Below are 17,592 nucleotides of genomic sequence, written 5' to 3'. Positions count from 1 at the left end.
GTAAGATCGAAGTATATGAAACAAGTTATTCTCTTTTTGGTGAGTGTGTTCCTGATGGCGGAGGCTGTCGAGGCGCAGGATTTTATCACCCGCGGGAAAATTGAATATGAGATCAAGCGGAATAATAAAAAGGTGTTTGAGGAAGAAGGGGGGCGTAATAACTCCTGGACGATGACTTTACCCGAGTTTGACGTGACTTATCGGGATGTACTTTTTTCCTGGGACCGCTGGGTGTATCAGCCGGGCAGGATAGGGCCTACTCCTTCTTTCAGTATCAATGAAAACAGTGCTTATGTTGATCTTGGTACGAAGGAGATTGTTACCAAAAAGCGCTTTATCGACGATTATTTTATTTATGGCGACAGTCTGCCAGCTATCAAGTGGCGTATAGAACAGGAAACGCGTAAGATAGCAGGGTGGGAGTGTCGCAAGGCCATTGGACGCATCCATGACAGTGTATATGTGGTGGCGTTTTATTGTCCGGAGATCGTTACGCAGGGTGGTCCGGAGCTCTTTACCGGTCTGCCCGGAATGATATTAGGGTTGGCCATCCCCCGTTTTTACACCACCTGGTTTGCCACGAAGGTAGAGATTGCCAGCATCGATGAGTCGACTATTGCGCCACCCACCATGAAGAAGGGTAAGCAGTATAAAAAACGGGAACTGGCAGATGTATTGCTCAAGAAATACAAGGATGCGGGGTGGTGGAAAGACGTGACACTGGAAAAAGTAATGGCAGATATGAGTGATTATTTTGTGCGATGAGGTTATCATTCCACGCATTATATTTGCGCCTAAACTTGTCTACATGCGTTTACTAAGTATTGCTTTTTGTGCGGTATTGGCCCTGACGGTGGCCGGATGTAAAAAGAATGATAAAGAGGGATGTACCCCTGCAGCTGAAATCGATACCAAGATGCTGGCTTATATTTCTGCTAATGGCATTACTGCTACCAAACATCCCAGCGGAATGTATTACCAGATCATTAATGCTGGTTCCGGCGCTACTCCTACTATCAATTCGACTGTTCAGGTTACTTATTCTGGTAAATTCACCGACAATAGTTCTTTTGACAGTGGCACCACCAGCTTCCCGCTCAGTAATGTGATTGAGGGTTGGCAGATAGGTATTCCGCTCATCAAGAAAGGTGGAAAGATAAAGCTCATTATTCCTCCGGCACTGGCTTATGGATGTAGTAACTACATGGGTATTCCCGGTAACTCTATCCTTGTATTTGATGTGGATCTGCTGGATGTGAAGTAATTACTTCCAGGCCGACTGTATATACTTCCCAACTTCATTAGTCAGGCCTGCGGGCCGCTGTTCGTCAACTGTCCAGTTATTATTAGAAAAGGACAGGTTGCCAAACATTGTTTCGTTCAATACTACATGGAAAGACTTTGGCTTTCCGTCGGTTCCTTTTTTGTCTGAAGGTGTTACCCAGCCTTCATAATGGGTGCCTTCATAGTCGAGGACTATATTGAATGTTTTGTCGTTCATGTAAACGCCCATGCAATTCAGGGGCCACACAAAAAAAGACCACCCGTAAGGTGGTCTCTGGCTATGAATGTTTTATGTTTTTATCAGATCACTACGATCTTTTTCCTCTTTACGCTCTTTGCTTGTGTAGCTTTCTTTTCTGTTTCGCAGGTGGTAGCTTTTTGATTTTCTCCTAACCTGTCCATCAGTATCTGGTATTGTACCTGTTGTTGTTTCTCTTGTTTTTCCTGGCGGGCCTGGTTGTAGCGTTCCATCTGTAATCTCAGGGCTGCCTGCTCTTCGGCCATTTCGCGGCGGGCTTCAGCAATGGCTGCTTCTGTTTCTTTGTTTACTTTTTTCCAGTCTACTTCTTTCAGTGCTTTCTTGATCTCGTTTTGCAGTTTTTCGATGTCTACCGTGTTTTCACCTGTGGCAGTTAATCCTTTTTCGAGTTTTTGCCAATCGATCTGTTTCAAGGCCATCAGGGCTTTGTCCAATGATTCCCTGGCTTCTTTTTCGGCCTGTGTCATCGTGTATTTCTTGGGCAACAGGGTATCTTCCAGTATCTGTACGATGAAGCTATTACCGGGCACAAAAGGGTGTGTGTTGATAGAGCCTACTGAAGCCAGTGCTTCTTTGGCTGCCTGCATGGAGTAGTCGCGCATTTCCTTTGTTTGTACAAAGGATACCATGTTTTGCACTATCGGGCTTTGTTGGGATGCGAACTGTACCAGTTCGTGGCGCAGGTTGCTATGGTCATCTGCATCCATTTCGTCGAGGTCGGCTAATGGAGCCAGGTCTATATCTTCTTCCTGGTTGTCATTATCCGGTACTGCTGCAAAATCATCTGCGAGGGCTTGTGCTTCAGGCGCAGCCTTTGGCGATGCCGGTGCTGGTAATGCCGGTGTGCTGATATCGGCAGCAAACTCAACGACAGGGTTTTCAGGCGCTGTTACGACCGTTTCTTTGATGGTGGTTACAATGGCTCTGCCGGGGTTGTACCAGCCAATAAAGCCTATCAGGAAGGCTGATAGCAGCCAGGCTACCAGTTTCTGGTTGAGTGCGATGGTAACGGGCTCTTTGGTGAGCATGCGTTTTACGCGGTTCAGCAATAAGGTATTGTTGCCGGTAGCGGCTACTGCCAGTGCCGGCGACCCGACAGCTCTGTTCTGCTCGAGGGTCAATAAGGCTCTTGCGTATTGTGATGCGTCGTAGCGGAACTGCAATACCATGTCATCGCAACTGTGTTCGCGTTCGCGGCGTATGACGCCAGAAAAGAGTTGTGCGAATGGGTTGAAGAATAAAATGATATCGGTGCAGGCAATGAGCAGGTTCACCAGGTAATCATTGCGCCTGATGTGGTTCAGCTCATGGAGTATGATCGCTTCTGTCTGTTCGATGGAGAGGTTATTCACTGCAGCTATGGGCAGCAGGATAATGGGTTTCCAGAATCCGATGGTGAGTGGCGTATCGACGAGGGAAGACAGCCAGATGTTTACTTTCCGGTGGATGCTCATGTGCTGTACTGCCTGTTGCAGGAATACGCGCAACTCAGGGTTGGCTTTTTGCAAGCCCTGGTGAAACAACCGGCGTGTGGAGCGGTACTGGTGGTAGAACCGGAAAAACAGGCCAGCGGTAATGAGCAGGTAGGCTACTGACAGGAAGGGGAGTACCGGTTCCAGCCAGGTGGCCATATCGCCTTTTACGGCGGGCAGGCTTTCGCCTGCATTCACTACGAGGGTAATCACTTCGGGGGCTGCTGCGGCCTTATAAAAGTTGATGATCAATGTTGTCAGGAACCAGAGTGAACCTCCGGCCAGCGACAACAGGGCCAGCGTATGACGTTGGCGTGCATTGAATCTTCTTCCATTGGCAGTCAGCAATACATAGATCAGCCACAAAGCTCCCATTTGCCACAAGCTGTCTAATAATGACCATCCCAATGCTTTTAGAAAAGCGGATTGGTTGACCAGATTCATCGGCTACTGTTTTTTTAGATTGTCTAACATTTTCTGGATCGCTTCCAGTTCATCTGCAGATGCCTTATGATTACCCAATGCCTGGATGACCAGTTCGGTAGGTGAGCCACCGAATAAGGAGTCGATCATTTTTCCCAGCAAATGTTTCTGTGTCTTTTCCCGGCTAACAGCGGCCTGGTAGATGTGCGTTTTGATGGAATCATCGCGCTTTACCAATCCCTTCTCGTACATGATCTGCATCAGTTTCAGGGTGGTGGTGTATCCAGCATCCTTGATCTTCAACAGTTCTTCATGTACTTCCCGTACGCTGGCAGTTCCTTTGATCCATAGGACCTGCAGGATCTCCAACTCACTTTCAGTGGGTTTTATACTTTTGGTTGTGGACATAGTGGAACAACGTTTGCCTTAAAAATACGACATATTTCGTAATGAACTGTTAAAGGAAGGTAAAGAACATCGTCTTTTTAATCACAGCTTAATCAATGAATGGGGATAAAAGGTGTGCGGACGGTAGGCCGTGTTTAAAGCCATAATCCGGTCATTTTCGTATATTAATGAGTATCCGTGTTTTGTAATAAGTATATTTACCCCGTTGATAACACCATTACCTACTGTGAAAAAAGGCTTGCTAAATGTTCTGCTCATGCTCCTTGGGACCATGGGGGTGTCTGCTACTCCGGTTATTCCTCTTTCAGACGATGTTTCCTTTCTGCGGATTGCTACTCAATGTGGCTGGTTTGTCGACAGCAGTGCACGCCTTACCATGAGTGATGTGACGAGACCCGACTTTGCCGCCAGGTTTCAGCCTGTCCGGCACGATATAGGCGCCTTTGGTAAAACACATGCGGCCGTGTGGGCCTATGGCAGCTACACGTACGCTGGCACAGATAAAGTATACCTCCTGATCGATTTTGCCAATATCGACAGTATTACGCTTTTTTATTATGATAAAGGGGCATTGAAAACCGTTCAATCCGGTAGTCATACGCTGCTGAAAAACAAGCCTCATAACATTCCAGGTTTTACCCTTGAGCTACCGGCTACCGGCGGGCAGCCAAAGGAGTTCTGGCTGCGCATCCGGACGGGCAATGCGGTGATTGTGCCGCTGGCTATCGCTACGGAGGGTGGCTTGCCTGAATCGTATCCCGGCATGTTCCTCGTGGGTATTCTGTACGCCGGCGTGGTGCTGGCCATGTTCCTTTATAACCTCACGCTCGCTATCTGGATCAGGGACCGGGCTGCTTATTTATATTACCTGGGTTATCTTTTCTTTCTCGCTGTTTTTATATTGTTGTACCTGCTCGGTTTTCATGTGTACCTGGGGCAGACGATGTCGTCCTGGATTAACCAATATGGCATAGGGGCAGTGGCCGTGAGCTATATGTTTGCGCTACAATTCTCTATTTCTTTTTTGCATGGTAAGGAATATGCGCCGCGACTTACCCGCGTATTCAATGTCCTTACCTGGCTGTTGCTGATCACAGTTGCCTGCTGTCTGGCCGGCTGGCGGCGTACTACTATTTACCAGCAGGAAGCTATCTGTTTGGCTGCGCCTATCCTGTTTATAGGTATGGCTATCAAAGCCTGGCAGATCAATTATAAGCCTGCTATCGTGTTTATCATTGCCTGGGGGGCACTCATTGTGAGCATCGTTTTGTTTGCGCTCACCAATATGGGTGTGCTGCCTTATGGCAGGTGGACTTTCCATTTGTTGCCTATTGGCTCTGCCATCGAGGTGGTGATGCTGTCCAAAGCGTTGTGGTACCGGTATGCGTTGAAGGAAAAAGCGAAGCGCGCGAAGCAGGAAATACAGATCCAGTCAGCTGCTGAGCAGAATACTTTGCTGGAGCAAAAAGTGAGTGAACGTACACAGGAGCTGCAAAAGGCTTTGGAACAACTGGAGGAGCATAATCAGGCGAAGGATAAGATGCTGAATATTATTGCGCATGATATTCGTAGTCCGCTCAATAATCTTTCGGGTTTCCTGGAGCTGGCCGAAAAGAAGGTAGTGGAGGCCGGACAGATCCAGCAGTTTGTACATGTGTTGCGACGCAATATCAGCCAGATCGGTAAAACCATGAACAACCTGCTCAACTGGTCGCTGGTGCATAAGAACCTTATTGAAACGGTTCCCTCCGAAGTAATGCTGTCGCCCGTGACCCGCCAGATCATGGATACTTACCGGTTTTCGGCAGAGGACAAGGGCGTGTGCCTGAAAAAGAATATGCCGGAAGAGCTGGTAGTGATAGCCGATAGCCATCAATTGGAGTTGGTGCTTCGCAACCTGCTCGACAATGCCATCAAGTTCACGCCCCGGGCTGGAACTATCACCATCGGATGCCGGCCTAAAAACGGACATGTAGTTATTTACGTGAGCGACACGGGCCATGGCATGTTGCAGGAAGAGGCGGAGAAATTGCTGCACAGAAGCAGTTTCCATACTACCGGGAGTTCATCTAACGGGAAGGGTACTGGCCTGGGGCTTCAGCTGTGTAAGGAATTTGTGGCCAGCAATGGCGGTGTGCTACAAGTGAAAAGCGTTCCGGGAGAAGGGACTGAATTTTATTTTAGCCTGCCTGGCAAATTACAGTTATAAGAGAAAGATTATCTATTTAAAAGACTGGGACCTTATAAAATGTAAAGACCCCATGTGGAAACATGGGGACTTTGGTATTTGGTATGATATAGTGCCTTTAGTTATGAGTAGCAAATATAAATGCTCTGAAGGAATAAATAAGGGTTTCCCTGTAAAATATTTCCTTAGAATTTTGCTACTGTGATATTACCGGTATTCTCATTCGTTACTACCACTTGCTCACTCTTTTGTGTTGCCGGTTTAAATACTTCTGGCTCAGGAAAATAAATTTGCTTCAGAGACGGAGCGATTACCAGTGACACAATGGACATCAATTTGATCAGGATGTTCATAGATGGACCGGAAGTATCTTTAAAAGGATCGCCTACTGTATCACCTGTTACAGATGCTTTGTGCGGCTCTGATTTTTTGTAATATGTCTGTCCGTTGATCTCTACGCCTTTTTCGAAAGACTTCTTGGCATTGTCCCATGCGCCACCGGCATTGTTCTGGAACATACCCATGAGTACACCGCTAACGGTAGCACCTGCGAGGAACCCACCGAGTGCTTCGGGGCCAAACGCAAATCCGATGATCAGGGGAGAGATGATGGCGATAGCGCCGGGCAGCATCATTTTTTTAATGGAGGCTCCGGTTGAGATAGCTACGCACTTGTCGTACTCAGGTTTGCCGGTACCTTCCATGATGCCGGGTATGCTGCGGAACTGACGACGTACTTCTTCTACCATGGCCATGGCTGCTTCTCCTACGGCGCGTATAGCGAGTGAGGAGAATATGAAGGGGATCATGGCTCCTACAAACAGGCATGACAGCACATCTGCGTGGTAGATGTCGATACCTGAAATGCCAGCTACACCTACAAACGCAGCAAACAGTGCCAGCGCTGTGAGGGCGGCAGAAGCGATCGCAAAGCCTTTACCGGTAGCTGCGGTAGTGTTACCTACGGCATCCAGTACATCGGTCTTTTCGCGTACATCTTTAGGCAGTTCGCTCATTTCAGCGATACCACCGGCGTTGTCGGCAATAGGGCCGAAGGCATCGATAGCCAACTGCATGGCTGTAGTTGCCATCATACCGGCGGCAGCGATAGCCACACCATAAAGACCCGCGAACCAGAATGAACCATAGATACCTGCTGCCAGTACGATGATTGGCAGGAAGGTAGATTCCATACCTACTGCCAGACCGCCGATCACGTTGGTGGCATGTCCGGTAGAAGATTGGCGAATAATACTCTTAACAGGTCCTTTGCCCATGGCAGTGTAGTATTCGGTGATGATGCTCATAAGTGTTCCCACTGCGAGGCCTACACCGATGGCGCCGAGTACTTCCCATTGGGTAAAGCTGCGTCCGCGTAGTTCCATAGTCTCGGGAAGAATATAGTACACCAATGCTACTGAAGCAGCGGCGGTAAGAATGATAGAACCCCAGTTGCCCATGTTCAGTGCTTTTTGTACTACGCTGGTGCTGATACCAGCTGAGTCGCTGATGCGAACAAAGAGGGTGGCAATGATGGAGAAGATGATACCTACGCCGGCAATGAGCATCGGCAACAGGATGGGAGCAAAGCCGCCAAACTGGTCAACGGAAGTAGTTTCCTGACCCAGTACCATGGTGGCGAGTACGGTAGCTACATAAGAACCGAACAGGTCGGCGCCCATACCGGCTACGTCGCCTACGTTGTCGCCTACGTTGTCGGCGATGGTAGCGGGGTTGCGGGGATCATCTTCTGGGATACCGGCTTCTACTTTACCTACGAGGTCGGCGCCTACGTCGGCAGCCTTGGTGTAGATACCACCACCTACGCGGGCAAAGAGGGCGATAGACTCAGCGCCCAGTGAAAAACCGGTAAGTACTTCTATGGTTTTCAGCATTTCTGCAGAAGAAACTTCTGTAGCGCCGAAGTAAGATTTTAAGAGGATGAACAGTCCGCCGAGACCTAATACTGCGAGACCGGATACGCCCAATCCCATTACGGCACCGCCGGTAAAGGATACGTTGAGGGCTTTACTTAAACTGGTACGGGCTGCCTGTGCAGTACGTACGTTGGCTTTGGTGGCCACTTTCATGCCGATGTAACCGGCAGTGGCGCTGAATACGGCTCCAATAGCAAAGGCAATCGCGATGGACCAGTGTGAATGAGGATTGGCTTGTGCCATAACGCCGAGCAGGATACCCACGATCACCACAAAATAGCCGAGTATCTTCCATTCCGCTTTCAGGAAAGCCATAGCACCTTCTGCGATGTACGTGCTGATCTCCTTCATACGGTCTGTGCCGGCATCTTGCTTGGATACCCAGTTGAATTTCACCAGGGTGTACAGCAGGCCAATAACTCCCATCACAGGGACGAGATAGAGCAATTTGTCCATAAGTAGTTGATTCTGATTCTAGTTGTGTTTTTAAGGAGGGCAAAAATAGGGCAAAATGCCTCAAAATCAATATGGGAGCGCGTTTTTTTGAGAAAGCTCTGTGTGGATTAAAACACGAATCAGAGCGAATTACACGAATTGCGGCTGGTTGGAAGGTTAACAGGTTGAAAAGTTGATAAGGGAGGGTAGCAACTGGTAGTGGAGTGGTAGGGGAATGCTCGGGGTATTGCCTGGGAATGGTCTAAGAGTGGTCAGGGAATGGTACTGAATGCCTGTATTCCTGTAGGGATTCCAGAGGAGTCGCAGAGGAACTACAGGCAAGTATGCTACCACTCAACTACGACTCCTCTACAATACAACTCCCATTTTGCCTGATAACATGGCCGGTTGATGTAAACGATGGAATCTTGTTGCGATGCGGGTCAATTGTCAGTAGTTACTTTCAGAAAACAAGGTACATATACGCTTCTGCTGATTTTGAGACGTCGTTACCTTAGTTAAAGGCTGTGTGATTAATAAATCGGTTGTTGGTTGTTGTTACACATGCTGTCACGTCTTTTTAAAACCTCAAATCTTATCAATTATGGAAATCGATCAACAGCGGGTCGATGAGCTAAAACAGCTTATCTACCGCAATGCTATCACACTTTCTATTTTACAGGAAATATTGGATTTTCTTCCGAACTGTGAGGCTCAGCTGATCAGTTTTATGGAGCAAGAAGGGGTGTGGCAAGGTTCCCAACCGCAGTTGCCGGCCGACTATAGTGACGGCACCATCGAGCTGGGTCTGATCTTATACTGGTTGAATAATCCCGGGCAAATAGACCTGAGTCAGTTCTCTTTCAAAGAAGCGTTGGCGCTCCTCGCATTGGTCTTTGCTTTGGATAAGCTGCTGGTCCCTTCTCAAATGACGGCTGAAAATGCTGCTTATTTCAATAATAATGAATTGATCTACACCGATGGTAGTGTACTCAGTACTAAAAAATATGCTACTTACGATCAGGGATGGTTGTTTGCTTTTCTCAACCTGATAGAATCTTTGACACGTGGTCTTTGGTACAATGGCGGCGTATTTCCAACGGCTGCGCCTCCAACGATACCATTGGCAGGTGCTGCGACTAATACTGTGAGTATAGCGATCCTGGGTGATTGGGGTACGGGTGATGCAACGGCGCAGGCTGTTATGAATGCTGCCACCGCATTAAAGCCCGATTATATTGTTCACGTGGGTGATGTGTATTATGCCGGCACTCCCTTACCCAGCAGTCCCAATGGTTCTTATTATTGGGCTACGGGGGAAGAAACCGGTAACCTGCTTAATCTATGGCCACCATCGTATGCAGGCAAATCTTTCACGCTCAATTCCAACCATGAAATGTATAGTGGCGCCAATGGATATTTTTATGAGGCGCTTAGTGCTGCAACTGGTGGTGCAGGCTCTTTCTTCAGTGCACAAAAAGGTTCCAGTTGTTTTGCACTGCAATATGGCGACTGGACTATTTTAGGTTTGGATACTGCGTTTATGAGTTCTGTTATCGACGCCTTTATGACAGGTAGTATTGGTGGCAGCAGTGGTACGCAAGGTAAATGGATACAGAGCCTGGGACTGGACCCGGCTAAAACTATTGTGCTGTCGCATCATAATGGGTTTGCTCCTGATTGCAGCTCCACCTCTTCTTTGTGGTGGGAAATACGTGATGCATTGAACGGTGATCCTTTTGCCTGGTATTGGGGGCACGTGCATAATGGCATTGTATATAACGCACCGATCTCCATACCTGCCACGCTCCAGGAGCCAGCATTAACTACCAATACGCTTGCGCGTTGTTTGGGACATGCGGCATTGCCTTATGGGCTTGCGACATTAAATCAAAAGCTTGTTGCCTGGAACGAGACCAATCAACAACCTAATTCCGAGGAACTGTATAACGGGTTTGCCGTTCTTACACTTACCTTAAATAATGCGAATCAGGTAGTGGGAATCACTGAAAACTGGTATGACGTGAGTCCAAATAAGCAGCCTGTATTTACTAAAACATTATTGTAAAAGGCGCGTAATAAAAAGCAAATGGCCAGTGGGGAGTGTTGCCCGCCACTGGCCATTTGTTATTCGTTGTGCACTACTTACTGCTTCGTAGTATCAGTATCTTTCTTCTTTTTCTTAAGGATGTTATTGATCAGTCCCTTGCCGGTTTCTTCCAATCCTTTCTTCACGTCTTTGGTGCCACCGGTGGTACCAGTACTGTCTTTGCTGCCGGAGATCTGTTTGATGAGCTCGTCTTTCACACCTTTTACTACCTGGTTCTTTGCAGAGGCAATAGAGTCTTTTGTTGCCTGCTTGGCGGCTGCTACCGCGCTGTCGGCGGCGGCTTTCTTGGCTTCTACAAACTGGTTGGCTTGTGCCTTGATATCCTGCGCCAGGCTGCTGCCGGCATCTTTCAGGTCCGTTTTGATGGATGGGCTGGTAATGCTGCCCCCGATGTTTACTTTCAGGTTGATGATATCACTCAGCTTCACCGGTATGCCTTTGCTGCCGGCTTGTGAAGCAAGGTTGTTGACGACCTGGTTGGCTTTTTCACCCAGCTTGGCGCGGGGCACTTTCAGGTTCATCACATAATCCAGTGATTGATCAAGGCCATGCATGCCACCTATTTCCATATCCATATCCTTCACTTTTACGTTGAAGGGCTTCACCAATACTTTGCCGTTGGCAAACTCAAAGTAGTTCTTGATATCCTTGATGGAAATAGCCTGCAGCTCGTTGATGTTGAGCGTAGAGGCCAGTTTCTCCAATGGCTGGAACTTGCTGAGGAAACCTTCCAGCAGGAACAGCGTGCCATCACCGGTCAATGAGCTCATATCGGGCATCATGTCTTCTCCCAGTTTTCCTTTCAGGGTCATCTTGGAAGTGAGTTTGCCAGCTATGAACTTACCAATCGGCATCAGCTTTTGTACGGTATTGAAAGCGTTGAATGTTTTCTGTACGTCCAGGTTCTGCACATCATAATTGAGTGTGATATCTGGTTTTGTTTTGCTGACCCGGGTAGAGTAGGAGCCTCCAAGTGCAATGCTACCATCGAGGGCATTCATCTTTACATCTTTCAGCGCTACGGTTTCATCTTTCAGCTGTAGTGTGCCGTTGATGTTATTATAATCCACTTTGTCGTACTTCAGGTTATCAACCTTGGTATTCAGTGTTAGTTGTATATTCCTGGGAACGGCAAACGGTGCTGTGCTTGCAGCGGCTGTGGCTGCAGTGTCCGGTGCATCGCTGGTGGCGCCCATTAGCTTGTTGAGGTCTACCTTGTCGGCAGACACATTGAGGGTACCCGTTAATGGTTCGTCCTTCATGGCATAGCCGATCAGGTTGTCGAAGCTGCCGTTGGCATTGAAGTTTGTTTCCATGAACTTGCCTGCCAGGTTGTTCAGGGTTACGTTCTTTGGTGTGAATGTCAGCATCGTGTTGCTGATGTTTACACCGTCGGGGTAGTCTTTTGATTTGTAGGATACGTTGGAGGCCTTGATGGTGCCACCTGTCTGGAAAGCCTCATACTGACTTTTATCGATGTATGATTTCTTCCCTTTGAAGGCTACGTCGGCATTGAGCAGGCCGGCCAGTGAAGTACCTGGCTCGAACGTATAGAACTGGGCAATGTTGGCCAGGTTCAGTGAACCTTTTACGGTGCCGTCGAAATAAGGATCGGAGGCGGGTGTTTTCAACAGCAGTGTAATGTCGGCTGCATCTTTACCTACTTCCACGTGGGCTGCCGGTATCTGTACGGTAGTATGATCGGGCACACCGTCGGGGTTCTCGATATTGATCTTGGCGCTCGTGTTCTGTATTGGTTGCGGGAAATCTTTGGATGCGTAATACAGGTTGGCGATATCGATAAAGCCTTTGGCACTAAACTCACCGGGCTTTTGCTGGCTGATCACTGAAACGTTTCCTTTTGCTTCCACATCGGCGCTTACCTGTCCGGCCAGTTTGGTATCGGGCAGCTTTACAAACTGTGTGATGCTGGCTAGGTTCAGTTTGCCTTTGGCAGCAGCATCGATGTATTGATCGGTAACAGGCTTCTTCAGCACCAGGCGGAAGTCGAATGGATCATTACCGAACTCTATATGTGCTTTGGGAATATTAACTACGGTATTATCGGTTACACCATCGGGGTTGTTCACCTTTAGGTCGATGTTGATGTTCTTAACAGGCTGTGGCAGGTCTGGATATTGGAAGAATCCATCCTGTATGCCCAGGTTGATGGCATAGGCCGGCATTTGTGTGGCGCTGTAGGTTCCTTTTACAAATCCATCGAACAGGGCTTTACCGCTTGTTTTGATATTGGCAAAGTCCTGCTGGTACACTGCCGGCACCAGCGACAGGATGCTTTTAAATTCAGTGGAAGGTGCTTTGAAAGCGATGTCCATATTGTAGGTGCTGTCGTTCACCAACTGGAAGAATCCTTCTGTGCTCACCTTCAGGTCATTCAATGCGATCTCATCGGTCTTGAAACTGTATTTGCTGTTCTTGTTGTCGATCTGGAAATCGGCATCGATAGAAGTCTTTGTTTTATTGAGATAGGGGATACCACCATAGCTGAAGGTGATGGCATCGGCTGTAGTACCCGTTTGCAGGGTGAACAGGTCGGCCGTGAAGTCGCCGCTACCTTCATGATTGAGGTTGACGATCTCACTGCTCATACCAGCGCTGGCATCCTCGTAGTAGATGTAGCCATTTTTGATTTCATATTTCTTCAGGTTCAGCTTGAAAGGGCTGGCTTCATCTTCGGGTGTAGCAGCGGTAGAAGTATCGGGCTTGGCAATATCCCAGTTGGCTTTGCCTTCCTTGGTCACCAGTGCATGGATGCGGGGCTCATCAACGCTGATGGAATAAACCTTCATGTCTTTGGCGCTGAAAACGCTGAAGAGGTTAACGGCGACGTCGATCTCTTTGGCACTGATGAGGGTATCTTTTGCAAACTCTCCCAACCCGATCACCTGCAGCTCCTCGAGGGCGAGGGACACCTTGGGGAAGTGGCGGAAGAAGGATAAGCTGACGTCTTTGAAATCAGCCTTCGCATTAATGTTTTTGTTGATCTGTTCTTTGGCGATCTTAACGATCTTGCCTTTGAAGATAAAGGGGGCTGTAAAGAGTATCACGATCAATACCAGCAGGGTAATACCGGTGATCTTGAGGACTTTTTTAAGCATAGGTAATTGGGTTTGCTGAAGTTAGAGGTTGCAAAAATAGTTTATTGTACTTTAGCTTTCAATATTTTACAAATATGACGCCAGAAAGAAGGGAAAAGTTGTTATCGGTACTAAATAAACGGCAAAATGATCTTACGATTGTTCTCGAGAATGTATTTGACCCTCATAATATCTCAGCAGTGATGCGTACCTGCGATGCCATCGGCATCCAGGAGCTGTATGTGCTGAACAACCGGATACCCCGCCATAAGAAATGGGGGGCCAGAAGCAGCAGCAGCGCTGCCAAATGGCTTACGATACACCAGTATACGGATGCGGAGGAATGTTTTAAAAAGCTCCGCTCGTCCTATTCCCGCATTTTAACTACCCACCTCAGCGGTGATGCTGTAGATTTGTATAGCATCGATTTCACCGGTTCTGTGGCGCTCGTCTTTGGTAATGAGCACTCAGGTGTAACGGACGAGATCAGGGGGATGGCTGATGGCAACTTCATCATCCCGCAGCAGGGTATTATCCAGTCGCTGAATATTTCGGTGGCCTGTGCAGTGACCTTGTATGAAGCTTACCGGCAGAAGAAGAACGCGGGACACTATGAGCAACGGAAGATACAGGAACCGATGTTGGGCACGTTGTTGGATGAGTGGGGATTTTATGGGGAGGAGAAGGACATCGATAGTTGATAGGTTGGCAAGTTGAAAAGTTGATAGGGAAAACATTTAGTGTATAAAGTATAGTTTTTATGAAGAGGCTTATCCTTTTATATTTACTGGCATTACCGGCTATGTACTCTTTCGCGCAGGTGAAGAAGGTCAAGATCACCGACCTGGAAGAGTACATCAAGAACAGCGATCATCCATTGGTGATCAGTTTCTGGGCTACCTGGTGTGCGCCCTGCGTGGAAGAGATACCCTGGTTGCAGGAAGGGGTGGCTAAGTTCAAGGAGCAAAAAGTGGAACTGGTGCTGGTAAGCCTGGACTTTCCTAAAGACTTTCCAAAGAATATAGATGCCTTCATCAAAAAGAAAAACTTCAGCGCCACTTTTTACTGGCTTGATGAAACGAATGCGGATTACTTCTGTCCTAAAATACATCCCCGGTGGGAGGGTGGCATCCCGGCCAATCTGTTTATAAACAACAAAACCGGTTACCGCCGTTTCTTCGACCGTGCACTAACGGATCGCCAGGTGGTGCCGGAGATCAATGCTGCATTGAAAGCAAAAGAGTAAGGGCTTTCTGCTACTAATTTTCCCCTGTATTCCTGTTCCATCCCCATTTAGGGGGATGTTTTCACCATGGCCTGACATTTGATCCGGATTTCTGTAAACTCCCTGTATGAAAAAAATGTACCCAAACTACCTGCTTACCAGTATTGGTAGTTGCCTTATCTTTTTAGCCGCCTGCAAGAAAGTTGACAAACAACTCGAAATAAAACCACTCGCTACGCTCGATGTCTGTCAGGTAACCTCCATGCAGTATGCTTATTCTTCAGATACGATTGGTGTTGTTATTAGCTATAATAAATCGAATGACCCGGTTCGGATAACACAAACCTCTACAGGCACCGGACATCCTGATGGCATTTTCTGGTACAACAATCAACACCAGCTTACGGATTACATAGGTGTTTATAATGAATCCAGTTTTGAATTCTGGCACCGGTATGTATATGACAATACTGGCCGGGTGATCCAGGATACTACCTATTTCTTTGGTTTTATCGATAATGGCGAGCCTGACGGTTATTATGATGTAGCGATCATCGACTATGAATATGATCTGTCCGGACGTATTGCGCATACTGCACAACATTGGTACAGCGACCCCTCCAGTCAGCTCCATACTTATTACTCCTATGATGGTAGTGGTAATCTTGTTGTTCCCGGGGTCACTTATGATGACAAGGTGGCTATCCATCGCACCCATAACGTATGGATGTTCATCGACAGGAATTACAGTGTAAACAACGGTCGCGCTACTGCCTGGAATACAAATGGGTTGCCGACCCATATGAACCTGAGTGATCAGGGTGGCCGCTTTGCCGGGTTTTATTATGGCACTTTAAGCAACATACAATATCAGTGTTCTGGTAACGGTAATGGTTCACCCTTTTAATAGTACCGAGTTTTCCTGATCTCAAATATTCTTGTTACAGACTTATTGGTCACATGAGCGACAGCCGCAATAGAATTGCGGCTGTTTACATTTAATTTTGTGAATACCACGAAATGGTAATTGTTGTTTCCATTAACTTGAAGTAGCTTTAACTAATCTTTTACATCTCTCCGTATACGGTCGTTCTGTTACCCATTCCCGCTACCCAACTTCCATAGTCCTTCCTTTTATTTCCAGTAAACCTATTGCTGCGTTATAGCGGCCTGGTACCTCTTTTTTTAACCTCAACCTGTTAATATGAAAAGCGTATATCGCTTTGCCCTGATGCTTTGCATTGGCGGCGCCATGATTGCTTTAGCCGGATGTAACAAGATCGTCGAATACCTGGAAGATAACCCAACTGCAGAATATACCGCCTGCAAGATCAAAAAGATGACCTGGGATGGAGACTTTTCTCCGCTGACCTTTACTTATAATGCACATGGGGATCCCGCTACTATTACGCCTGGTCAGATCGTGACCGGCACGCCCAAACATGTTTTCAAATACGATAGCAAACGCCGACTTACCGAGCACAGAAAGCTTTATAATAATGGATACTTTGAATTATGGAGCCGCTATGTATACAATGGCCAGGGCCGCGTGATCCGTGATACCGTTTGGTCGATGGGCACTGTCGCCGGCGAGAATCCTATCAATGAATACAACAAAGGAGTTACGACCTATTCATATGATCCACAAGGAAGGATCAGCCATACGCATTACCAATCCATCACTTTCCCGGAGGCTGTATTGGATATCGATTATGAATACGACAGCAGGGGCAACCTGATAGTGCCAGGCGCTGTGTATGATGATAAGATCAATTACCGCCGTACCAGCCGCGTATTGATGTTTGTGGACCGTGATTATAGTGTGAACAATATAAAACCTGTGGGTACCTATAATGCGCAACACCTGCCAACGACATCGGTACCGAACACCATGACACATAAGTTCCTCCAACTGGATATTGACAAGTTTGTAGAAATTGAATATAAGTGTAATTAAACCCCTTTTTATGAAAAGAAATCAACGTATCGTATTGTTTGCTGGTATTGTAATCAGCATTGTGTTAGCAGGATGTAATAAACTGGAAGAGTATCTGCAAGACGACCCGCTGGCCACTTACGACCAGTGCCGGGTAGAGAAAATGTTCTGGAATTATAGTGGAGATCTGCTTGAAATGAATGTTACTTACAATAAGCATGGAGATCCTGTCAGCGTTATCAATGCGCAGGGAGGCACAGGATCACCCAATATGCTTTTCATGTATGATAACAAGCGGCGGCTTACAGATTACATCATAGCTTATGCCAATGGTGGCTTCGAGCAATGGCACCAGTATGTGTATGACCATAAAGGCCGTGTGATCCGTGATACTGCTTACATGCTGGGATGGAACGACAATGGTGTGCCCACGGATTATTATGATGGCGCGGTGATCTATTACGAATATGACCAGTATGGCCGCATCACGCATACTACGCAGGATTGGAATTCGGGTGGCAGCCCGCTGGAAACTTATTATTCTTACGATGCCCAGGGCAACCAGGTGGTGCCGGGTGCTGTATATGATAATAAGATCAGCATTCACCGTACACACCGGATATGGATGTTCATCGACAGGAACTATAGTTTGAACAATTGCCATTCGACGGCTTACAATGCCAACAACCTACCTACCAACCTGAAGCTTGGCTGGCCCAATCCTTCGGGAACCAAGTTTGCCGGTTATTATGTAGGCACGCTCGACAGTATTGTTTACAAGTGCAAATAAGATAGCAACACTTCCGTACAAAATGAG

At 47.4% G+C, this 17,592-nt stretch carries 14 protein-coding genes; 9 read left to right on the top strand and 5 right to left on the bottom strand.

Annotated features, from left to right (window positions below; genetic code table 11):
- Positions 1-15 precede the first annotated feature (15 nt).
- Complete coding sequence (locus tag AC5JBY_RS22490; RefSeq protein WP_495906908.1) at positions 16-765, top strand: GLPGLI family protein; 750 nt, start codon at positions 16-18, stop codon at positions 763-765.
- Positions 766-808: 43 nt separating this feature from the next.
- Positions 809-1,264 (top strand): FKBP-type peptidyl-prolyl cis-trans isomerase, encoded by a 456-nt coding sequence (locus AC5JBY_RS22485; RefSeq protein ID WP_495906907.1) that lies wholly within the window; start codon positions 809-811, stop codon positions 1,262-1,264.
- On the opposite strand, the gene AC5JBY_RS22480 is transcribed toward AC5JBY_RS22485, so the two are convergent.
- The 3 genes from AC5JBY_RS22480 to AC5JBY_RS22470 form a co-directional block, all read right to left on the bottom strand.
- Positions 1,265-1,501: a hypothetical protein gene (locus AC5JBY_RS22480; RefSeq protein ID WP_495906906.1), complete on the bottom strand. Its 237-nt coding sequence runs from the start codon at positions 1,499-1,501 to the stop codon at positions 1,265-1,267.
- 83 nt (positions 1,502-1,584) lie between these two features.
- Positions 1,585-3,459, bottom strand: coding sequence for a M56 family metallopeptidase (locus AC5JBY_RS22475; RefSeq protein WP_495906905.1), 1,875 nt, complete (start codon positions 3,457-3,459; stop codon positions 1,585-1,587).
- Positions 3,460-3,462: 3 nt separating this feature from the next.
- Positions 3,463-3,846: a BlaI/MecI/CopY family transcriptional regulator gene (locus tag AC5JBY_RS22470; RefSeq protein ID WP_495906904.1), complete on the bottom strand. Its 384-nt coding sequence runs from the start codon at positions 3,844-3,846 to the stop codon at positions 3,463-3,465.
- A gap of 256 nt (positions 3,847-4,102) precedes the next feature.
- On the opposite strand from AC5JBY_RS22470, the gene AC5JBY_RS22465 reads away from it, so the two are divergent.
- A complete protein-coding gene (locus tag AC5JBY_RS22465; RefSeq protein WP_495906903.1) occupies positions 4,103-6,055 on the top strand; it encodes a sensor histidine kinase in 1,953 nt (650 codons plus the stop codon).
- Between the two features lie 164 nt (positions 6,056-6,219).
- On the opposite strand, the gene AC5JBY_RS22460 is transcribed toward AC5JBY_RS22465, so the two are convergent.
- Complete coding sequence (locus AC5JBY_RS22460) at positions 6,220-8,427, bottom strand: sodium-translocating pyrophosphatase (RefSeq protein WP_495906902.1); 2,208 nt, start codon at positions 8,425-8,427, stop codon at positions 6,220-6,222.
- Positions 8,428-9,010: 583 nt separating this feature from the next.
- Between AC5JBY_RS22460 and AC5JBY_RS22455 the strand changes: the two genes are divergently transcribed.
- A complete protein-coding gene (locus tag AC5JBY_RS22455) occupies positions 9,011-10,474 on the top strand; it encodes a metallophosphoesterase family protein (RefSeq protein ID WP_495906901.1) in 1,464 nt (487 codons plus the stop codon).
- Between the two features lie 77 nt (positions 10,475-10,551).
- Here the strand turns inward: AC5JBY_RS22455 and AC5JBY_RS22450 are convergent, their stop codons facing one another.
- The gene (locus AC5JBY_RS22450) at positions 10,552-13,635 is read right to left on the bottom strand and encodes a hypothetical protein (RefSeq protein ID WP_495906900.1); all 3,084 of its coding nucleotides are present in this window, start codon (positions 13,633-13,635) and stop codon (positions 10,552-10,554) included.
- A gap of 74 nt (positions 13,636-13,709) precedes the next feature.
- Here AC5JBY_RS22450 and AC5JBY_RS22445 point away from each other — a divergent pair, with 74 nt between their 5' ends.
- The 5 genes from AC5JBY_RS22445 (at position 13,710) to AC5JBY_RS22425 (ending at position 17,565) form a co-directional block, all read left to right on the top strand.
- Entirely contained in the window at positions 13,710-14,315 is a 606-nt protein-coding gene (locus AC5JBY_RS22445; protein WP_495906899.1) for a TrmH family RNA methyltransferase, read from the top strand.
- Positions 14,316-14,374: 59 nt separating this feature from the next.
- A complete protein-coding gene (locus AC5JBY_RS22440; RefSeq protein WP_495906898.1) occupies positions 14,375-14,860 on the top strand; it encodes a TlpA disulfide reductase family protein in 486 nt (161 codons plus the stop codon).
- 106 nt (positions 14,861-14,966) lie between these two features.
- Positions 14,967-15,746: a hypothetical protein gene (locus tag AC5JBY_RS22435; RefSeq protein WP_495906897.1), complete on the top strand. Its 780-nt coding sequence runs from the start codon at positions 14,967-14,969 to the stop codon at positions 15,744-15,746.
- A 297-nt stretch (positions 15,747-16,043) separates the two neighbouring features.
- On the top strand, positions 16,044-16,796 hold the full coding sequence (locus tag AC5JBY_RS22430; RefSeq protein ID WP_495906896.1) for a hypothetical protein: 753 nt from the start codon (positions 16,044-16,046) through the stop codon (positions 16,794-16,796).
- A gap of 10 nt (positions 16,797-16,806) precedes the next feature.
- Positions 16,807-17,565: a hypothetical protein gene (locus AC5JBY_RS22425; RefSeq protein ID WP_495906895.1), complete on the top strand. Its 759-nt coding sequence runs from the start codon at positions 16,807-16,809 to the stop codon at positions 17,563-17,565.
- Positions 17,566-17,592 lie beyond the last annotated feature (27 nt).

Source organism: Paraflavitalea sp., assembly GCF_059502485.1.
This window is presented reverse-complemented; position numbering and strand designations above follow the sequence as displayed.